Raw genomic sequence first — 9191 nt, forward strand, 5'->3', positions numbered from 1 at the left:
GACTACTGGGTGCGGCACGTGCGCGAGGCCGTCCGCTACGCCGACGGGATCACCGCCCTGCGCGAGGCGGGTGTGGACACGTTCCTGGAGGTCGGCCCGCAGAGCGTCCTGACCGCGATGGCCGCCGACGTGCTGCCCGACGACGACGCCGTGCTGGCCGTGGCCGTGCAGCGCCGGGACCGGCCGGAGGCGCAGGCGCTCCTGCACGCCCTGGCGGAGCTGTACGTGCACGGCGTGCCGGTGACCTGGACGCAGTGGTTCGCCGACGCTGGCGCCCGCCGCGTGGACCTGCCCACGTACGCCTTCCACCGCGAGCGGTACTGGCTGCCGCCGGCCGGCCAGTCGGCCGACGTCTCCGGGGCCGGCCTCGGCGTGGCGCGGCACCCGCTGCTCGGCGCGGCGGTGTCGGTCGCTGGCGAGGACATGGTCGTGCTGACCGGCCGGCTGTCGGTGTCGACCCACCCGTGGCTCGCCGACCACGTCATCTCCGGCGCCGTGATCGTGCCCGGCACCGCCCTGGTGGACCTCGTCGTCCGGGCGGGCGACGAGGTCGGTGCCTCCCGTGTCCGCGAACTGACCGTGCTCGCCCCGCTCGTGCTGCCCGCCACCGGCGGCGGGGTACGGGTACAGGTCCGGGTCGGTCCCGTCGACGGGACCGGCAGCCGGTCGGTGACTGTGCACTCCCAGCCCGAGGACGACCCCGAGTCGGGCTGGACCCGGCACGCCGACGGCCTCGTCAACGCCCCCACGGCCGACGAGCCCACGGTGGGCGCGTGGCCGCCGCCCGGCGCGTCCGAGGTGGACGTCACCGGCTGGTACCCGGCCGTGGCCGAGCACGGGCTCTCCTACGGGCCGGTCTTCCGGGGCCTGCGGCGGGCGTGGACCGCCGAGGGCGAGGTGTTCGCCGAGGTCGCACTCCCCGACGAGGTGCTCGGGGACCCGGCGGGATTCGGGGTGCACCCGGCGCTGCTGGACGCCGCGCTGCACCCCGTCGGGCTGCTGCCCGCCGACGAGGCCGGCGGCGCCCGGGTGCCGTTCGCGTTCGAAGGGGTGCAGGTCCACGCGGTCGGGGCCCGGACGCTCCGGGTCCGCCTCACCGCCACCGGCAACTCCGTGCGGCTGGTCGCCGTCGACGAGACCGGTGTGCCGGTGGTGTCGGTGGACTCGCTGACGCTGCGCGAGCTGACCGGCATGGCGGCACCGTCCGACGAGGCGCACCGATCCCTGTTCGAGGTGTCCTGGCAGCCCGAGCAGATCACCGCGCCCGACGGCGCGTACGGCTGGGCCGTGCTCGGTGACCGGCCGCTCGACGGCGTGCCGCAGCTTCCGGCGTACGCCGAGGTCGCGGCGGTGGCCACGGCGGTGACGGACGGAACGGCCCCCGCTCCCGCGGCGCTGCTGCTGCCCGTCTCTCCGGCGGCGCCCGGGGCGGACCTGCCCGACGCGGCGCGGTCGGTCACGGCGGACGTCCTCGGCGCGGTGCAGGCCTGGCTGGCTGCCGATTCCCTGGCGGACTCGCGGCTGGTCGTGGTGACCCGTGGCGCGGTGGCCACCGGCACGACCGACCGCGTCACCGACCTGGCGGGCGCCGCGGTCTGGGGCCTGCTGCGCTCGGCCCAGTCGGAACACCCCGGCCGGATCGTGCTGGCCGACCTCGAACCGGGCGTCGACCTGGACGCCGACCTGCTGGCCCTGCTCGCCGCAGCCGCCGACGACCCCGCCCTCGGCGGGCAGCTCGCGGTGCGGGCGGGCACGGCGTACCTGCCACGGCTGGTCCGTGCCACCGGCGACGCGCGCACCCCGGCGACCCTGGGCCGGGGGACCGTCCTCGTCACCGGCGGCACCGGCTCGCTCGGCGCCCTGGTGTCCGAACACCTCGTCACGGCGTACGGCGTGCGCTCGCTGGTGCTGGCGTCCCGGCAGGGCCCGGCGGCCCCCGGCGCCGACGACCTGGTGCAGCGGCTGGCCGAGCTGGGCGCGACCGCCCGGGTGGTCGCCACGGACGTGACCGACCGCGAGCGCGTCGGCGAGCTGGTCCGGGCGATCACCGCCGAGGACCGCCTGGCCGGGGTGGTGCACACCGCCGGCGTCCTCGACGACGGCGTCGTCAGCGGGATCACCGCCGAGCGGCTGGCGGACGTGCTGGCCCCGAAGGTCACGGCCGGCTGGTGGCTGCACGAGGCGACCGCCGAGCTGGACCTCGACCTGTTCGTGCTCTTCTCCTCCGTCGCCGGGGTGCTCGGCTCTCCCGGCCAGGCCGCCTACGCGGCCGGCAACGCCTTCCTGGACGCCCTCGCCGTGCTGCGGGCGCAGCGCGGGCTGCCCGCGGTCAGCCTCGCGTGGGGCATGTGGGACACGGACGGCATGGCCGCGTCGATCAACGACACCGACCGGGCGCGGGTGACCCGGGCCGGTCTGGTTCCGATGACCGCACCGGTCGGGCTCGGGCTGTGGGACGCCGCCCTGGCCCACGGCGGCGCGGCGCTGGTACCGGCGGTGGTCGACCTGCCCGCCATGCGGGCGCAGACCGCCGCCGGCCGGGTGCCGGTGATGCTGCGGGCCCTGGTGGGACCGGGCACGAAGCGCCGCCGCTCCGGCTCCGGCGCCTGGGTCGACCGGCTGGCCGGGCTCGACCCGCAGGAGGCGCGCACGCAGGTGGCCCTGCTGGTCCGGGGAATGATCGCGCAGGTCCTCGGTCACGGCGGCGCCGAGGCGGTGCCGGCGGACCGGGCGTTCCGGGAACTGGGCTTCGACTCGCTGACCGCCGTCGAGCTGCGCAACCGGATCAACGGCGCGACCGGGCTGCGGCTCACGTCGACGCTCGTCTTCGACTACCCGACCCCCGGCGCCCTGTCGGAGCACCTGTACGAGCAGCTGTCCGGCCAGGTCGCGGACCAGCAGCAGGCCGTGCGGGCGACCACCGTCGACGAGCCGATCGCGATCGTGGGCATGGCCTGCCGCTACCCGGGTGGCGTGACGAACCCGCAGCAGTTGTGGGACCTGGTCGCCGCCGGGGCCGACGGCATCGGCGAGTTCCCCACCGACCGGGGCTGGGAACTCGACCGGCTCTTCCACCCCGACCCGGACAACCCCGGCACGTCGTACACCCGGCACGGTGGCTTCCTGTACGGGGCCGCCGAGTTCGACCCGGGCTTCTTCGGCATCTCGCCGCGCGAGGCGATCGCGATGGACCCGCAGCAGCGGCTGCTGCTGGAGACCTCGTGGGAGACGTTCGAGTCGGCCGGTCTCGACCCGCAGCGGTTGCGCGGCAGCCGGACCGGCGTGTTCGCCGGCCTGATGTACCACGACTACGCCTCCGGCGTGCAGGACCTGCCCGAGGGCGTGGGCGGTTACCTCGGCACCGGCACCTCCGGCAGCGTGCTGTCCGGTCGGGTGGCGTACACGTTCGGCCTGGAGGGGCCGGCGGTCACCGTCGACACGGCGTGCTCGTCGTCGCTGGTGGCGCTGCACCTCGCGGTGCAGGCGTTGCGCAGCGGCGAGTGCGATCTGGCGCTGGCCGGTGGCGTGACGGTGATGGCCACCCCCGGCACGTTCATCGAGTTCTCCCGGCAGCGGGGTCTGTCGGCCGACGGCCGCTGCAAGTCGTTCGCGGCGTCGGCCGACGGCACCGGCTGGTCCGAGGGCGTCGGCGTGCTGCTCGTGCAGCGCCTCTCCGACGCCCGGCGCGAGGGCCGGCGGGTCCTGGCGGTGGTACGCGGATCGGCGATCAACCAGGACGGCGCGTCCAACGGGCTGACCGCCCCGAACGGTCCCTCTCAGCAGCGGGTCATCCGGCAGGCGCTGGCGAACGCGCGGCTCACCACCGCCGACGTGGACGCCGTCGAGGCGCACGGCACCGGCACCACCCTCGGCGACCCGATCGAGGCGCAGGCCCTGCTGGCCACGTACGGGCAGGAGCGTCCGGGGGACCGGCCGCTGTGGCTGGGCTCGATCAAGTCGAACATCGGCCACACCCAGGCCGCCGCCGGGGTGGCCGGCATCATCAAGATGATCATGGCGATGCGCCACGGGCTGCTGCCGTCCACGCTGCACGTCGACGAGCCGTCCCCGCACATCGAGTGGAGCGCCGGGGCGGTCTCCCTGCTCACCGAGGCACGCGACTGGCCCGTGGCGGGCCGGCCGCGCCGCGCGGCGGTCTCGTCGTTCGGAGTCAGCGGCACCAACGCGCACGTCATCATCGAGCAGCCCCCCGCAGAGGCGGAGCCGACCCGGGGCGAGGGCGCGCCGACGCCCGCCGCCGAGCGGCTGCCGGCCCCGGTGCTGCTGTCGGCCCGCTCCGAGGCCGCCGTCGCGGCCCAGGCGGAGCGCTGGGCCCGCTGGATCGCCGGCGACGAGGAACTGCGCCCCGTCGACGTCGGCTGGTCGTCGGCGGTCAGCCGGGCCGTCATGGAGCACCGCGCGGTGGTCACCGCGACGGACCGGGACGAACTGCTGTCCGGGCTGCGCGCCCTCGCCGCCGGCGAGTCGGCCGCCACCGTGGTCGACGGCACGGGCGCGACGCGTACGCAGCTGGCTGTGCTCTTCTCCGGCCAGGGTGCGCAGCGCGCCGGGATGGGCCGGGAGTTGTCCGCCCTGTTCCCGGTGTTCGCGACCGCGCTGGACGAGGTGTGCGGACACCTCGACCCGCTGCTGCCGCGTCCGTTGCGGGAGGTGCTGTTCGCCGAGGCGGGCAGCCCCGAGGCGGAGCTGCTGGACCAGACCGTCTTCACGCAGGCCGGTCTGTTCGCGGTCGAGGTGGCGCTGTTCCGCCTCGTGGAGTCGTTCGGGGTCGTGCCGGACATGCTGGCCGGTCACTCGATTGGCGAGGTGACGGCCGCGTACGTGGCCGGGGTGTTGTCGCTGGCCGACGCGTGTGCTCTCGTGGCCGCGCGGGGCCGGTTGATGCAGGCGCTGCCCACGGGCGGCGGGATGCTGGCCGTGGCCGCCGCCGAGGCCGCCGTGGCGGAGTCGATCGCCGGGCTGACCGACCGCGTCGGCATCGCGGCCGTCAACGGGCCCACCGCCGTGGTGGTCTCGGGTGCGGTCGAGGCCCTGGACGAGGTGGAGCAGGCCTGGCGGGACCGGGGCGTGCGTACCCGCCGGCTCACCGTCAGCCACGCGTTCCACAGCCCGCTGATGGCGCCGATGCTCGACGAGTTCCGCGCCGTACTGGCGGGGCTGACGTTCCGGGCGCCGCTGCTGCCGGTGGTGTCGAACCTGACCGGCGCGCTCGCCGACCCGCAGGAGATCACCCGCGCCGAGTACTGGGTGCGGCACGTGCGGGAGGCCGTGCGCTACGCCGACGGCATCGCCGCCCTGCGGGCCACCGGGGTCGACACCTTCCTGGAGATCGGCCCGCAGAGCGTCCTGACCGCGATGAACGCCGACCTGCTCGCCGAGGACGCGCTCGCGGTGGCCGTCCAGCGCCGGGACCGTCCCGCCCCGCAGGCACTGCTGCACGCCCTCGCCGACCTGCACGTCCACGGCGTCCCGGTGACCTGGACGCAGTGGTTCACCGACGCCGGCGCCGCCCGGGTCGACCTGCCGACGTACGCCTTCCAGCACCAGCGGTACTGGCTCGGCGCGGGCCAGGCGCGTACCGCCGACGTGTCCGGCGCGGGCCTCGGCGTGGCCGGGCACCCGCTGCTCGGCGCGGCGGTCACCGTCGCCGGCGCGGACATGGTGGTGCTGACCGGCCGGCTGTCCCTCGCCACCCACGCGTGGCTCGCCGACCACGTCGTCTCCGGCGCGGTCATCGTGCCCGGCACCGCCCTGGTGGAGTTGGCCGTCCGGGCCGGCGACGAGGTGGGCGCGTCGCGGGTGCGGGAGCTGACCGTCGCCGCGCCGCTGGTGCTGCCGGAGGCCGGCGCCGTACGGGTGCAGGTACGCGTCGGCGCGGCCGACGAGGCCGGCACCCGGGTCGTGGCGGTGCACTCGCAGGCCGAGGGCGACCCGGAGGCCGACTGGGTCCACCACGCGGAGGGCGTGCTGGAGCCGGCGACGGCCGACGAGCCGAGCCTGGGGGAGTGGCCCCCGACCGGCGCGTCCGAGCTGGACGTCACGGGCTGGTACCCGACGCTTGCGGAGCACGGCCTGACGTACGGGCCGGTGTTCCAGGGGCTGCGCCGGGTGTGGACCGCCGGCGACGACGTGTACGCCGAGGTGGCGCTGCCGGACGAGGCGGCGACGGAGGCGGCGCGCTTCGGCGTGCACCCGGCGCTGCTGGACGCCGCCCTGCACCCGATCGGGCTGCTGCCCGGCACCGAGGGGTCGGGCGGGGCGCGGGTGCCGTTCGCGTTCGAGGGTGTGCAGGTGCACGCCTCGGGTGCGCGGGTGCTGCGGGTGCGGCTGTCGCGTACGGGCTCGGCGGTGCGCCTGGTCGCGTGCGACGAGTCGGGCGCGGCCGTGGTCTCGGTCGACTCCCTCGCCCTGCGCGAGCTGACCGGCGTGGCCGCGGCGGGCGCGGCGGCCCGCTCGATGTTCGAACTCACCTGGCAGGCCGAGGAGATCGCCGCCGCCGGGGACCTCTCCGGGTGGGCGCTGGTCGGCTCGCCGGCAACCGCCGACCTGCCGGCGTACGGCGACGTCGAGGCGCTCGTCGCGGCGGTCGACGCCGGCCGGACGGTCGCACCGAAGGCGCTGCTGCTGCCGCTCGACGCGCCGGAAAGCGCCGTCCCCGACGCGGTACGCGCGGCGACCACGGCCGTGCTGGCGACCGTCCGGTCCTGGCTGGCGGCGGACGTGCTGGCGGAGTCGCGGCTGGTGGTGGTGACCCGGGGCGCGGTGTCGGTGGGTGCCGAGGACCGGGTGTCCGACCTGGGCGGTGCGGCGGTGTGGGGTCTGCTGCGGTCGGCGCAGTCGGAGCATCCGGGTCGCATCGTGCTGGCGGACGTCGACGGCGACGTGGACACCGGGTTGCTGGGTGTGCTGGCCACGGTGGCCGACGAGCCGGTGGCGTTCGGTGGTCAGGTCGCGGTGCGCTCCGGTGGGGTGTTTGTGCCGCGTCTGGTGCGCGCGGTGGCCCCGGCGTCGGTGGAGACGCCGGTTGTGGGTGACGGCGTGGTGCTGGTGACCGGTGGTACGGGTGCGTTGGGTGCGCTGGTGGCGGAGCGCCTGGTGTCGGTGCACGGCGTGCGGTCGCTGGTGCTGGTGTCGCGGCGTGGCCTGGAGGCTGCGGGCGCGGGTGAGCTGTCGGAGCGGCTGACGGCGCTGGGCGCGTCGGTACGGATTGCCGCCTGCGACGTGACGGACCGGGACCAGGTGTTCGGTCTGGTGGCCGAGGTTTCCGCCGGGGGTCGGCTGGCGGGCGTGGTGCACACGGCCGGTGTGTTGGACGACGGGGTGATCGAGCGGGTCACCGAGGAGCGGCTGGCCGGGGTGTTGGCGCCGAAGGTGTCGGCGGGTTGGTTCCTGCACGAGGCGACGGCGTCGCTGGATCTGGATCTGTTCGTGGTGTTCTCGTCGGTGGCGGGGGTGCTGGGCTCGCCGGGTCAGTCGGCGTACGCGGCGGGCAACGCCTTCCTGGACGGGTTGGCGGTGTACCGGCGGCAGCTCGGGTTGCCGGCCGTGAGCCTGGCGTGGGGCATGTGGGACACCGCCGGCATGGCGGCGTCGATCGACGAGGCGGATCGGGCGCGGTCGGCGCGGGCTGGCCTGACGCCGATGAGCGCCGAGGTCGGGCTGGAGCTGTTCGACGCCGCCCTGGTGGCGGAGCGGCCGGCATTGGTGCCGGCCGTGATCGACGTACCGGCGATGCGCGCAGCGCTCGGCGCCGGCCCGGTGCCGGCCGTGCTGCGTACCCTGATCGGGTCGACGGCGGCCCGGCGACGGGCCGCGCGGGGCGGCGACTGGGCCAACCAGCTCGCGGGCCTGACGCCCGACGAGGCGCGCGCCCAGATCGACGTGCTGGTGCGGGGCCTGGTCGCGCAGGTGCTGGGGCACGGTGGCGCGGAGGCGGTGCCCGCGGACCGGGCGTTCCGGGAGCTGGGCTTCGACTCGCTGACGGCCGTGGACCTGCGTAACCGGTTGAACGCGGCCACCGGGCTGCGGCTGGCCTCGACGCTGGTCTTCGACTACCCGACCCCGGCCGTGCTCGTCGACCACCTGCACGAGCAGGTCTCCGGGCAGATCACCGCCCGCCAGACGGCGGTGCTCACCACCAGCACCGACGAGCCGATCGCGATCGTGGGCATGGCCTGCCGCTACCCCGGTGGCGTCGAGAGCCCGGACCAGCTGTGGGCGTTGCTGGCCGGCGGCGGCGACGGGATCTCGGAGTTCCCCACCGATCGCGGCTGGGACCTGGAAAGCCTGTTCGACCCGGACCCGGAACACAGCGGCACGTCGTACACGCGCCACGGTGGCTTCCTCTACGGGGCCGCCGACTTCGACCCGGGCTTCTTCGGGATCTCGCCGCGCGAGGCCCTGGCGATGGACCCGCAGCAGCGGCTGCTGCTGGAGGCGTCGTGGGAGTCGTTCGAGTCCGCCGGGCTGGACCCGCAGCGGCTGCGGGGCAGCCGGACGGGTGTCTTCGCCGGCGTGATGTACCACGACTACGCCTCCCGCCTGATGGACCTGCCGCCGGACGCCGAGGGCTTCGTCGGCACGGGCACGTCGGGCAGCGTGCTGTCCGGCCGGGTCGCCTACACCTTCGGCCTGGAAGGCCCGGCCGTCACGGTCGACACCGCCTGTTCCTCCAGCCTCGTGGCGTTGCACCTCGCGGCGCAGGCGTTGCGCTCCGGCGAGTGCGATCTGGCGTTGGCCGGTGGCGTGACGGTGATGGCCACGCCCGGCACGTTCATCGAGTTCTCCCGGCAGCGCGGGTTGTCGCAGGACGGCCGCTGCAAGTCGTTCGCCGCCTCGGCCGACGGCACCGGCTGGTCCGAGGGCGTCGGCGTGCTGCTCGTGGAGCGGCTGTCGGACGCGCGGCGCAACGGGCACCGCGTGCTGGCGGTGGTGCGGGGCACGGCCGTGAACCAGGACGGCGCGTCCAACGGCCTGACCGCCCCGAACGGTCCGTCGCAGCAGCGGGTGATCCGCCAGGCGCTGGCGAACGCGCGGTTGACCACCGCCGACGTGGACGCCGTGGAGGCGCACGGTACGGGCACGACGCTGGGTGACCCGATCGAGGCGCAGGCGTTGTTGGCGACGTACGGGCAGGAGCGTCCGGGGGATCGGCCGCTGTTGTTGGGGTC

At 75.7% G+C, this 9191-nt stretch carries 1 protein-coding gene; it reads left to right on the forward strand.

The window, feature by feature from the left end; genetic code table 11:
- The coding region (locus ABZ573_RS32355) for an SDR family NAD(P)-dependent oxidoreductase (protein ID WP_358122893.1) at positions 1-9191 on the forward strand (9191 nt) is incomplete at both ends.

It is taken from the genome of Micromonospora sp. NPDC007220 (assembly GCF_040634035.1).
GTDB lineage: Bacteria > Actinomycetota > Actinomycetes > Mycobacteriales > Micromonosporaceae > Micromonospora > Micromonospora reichwaldensis.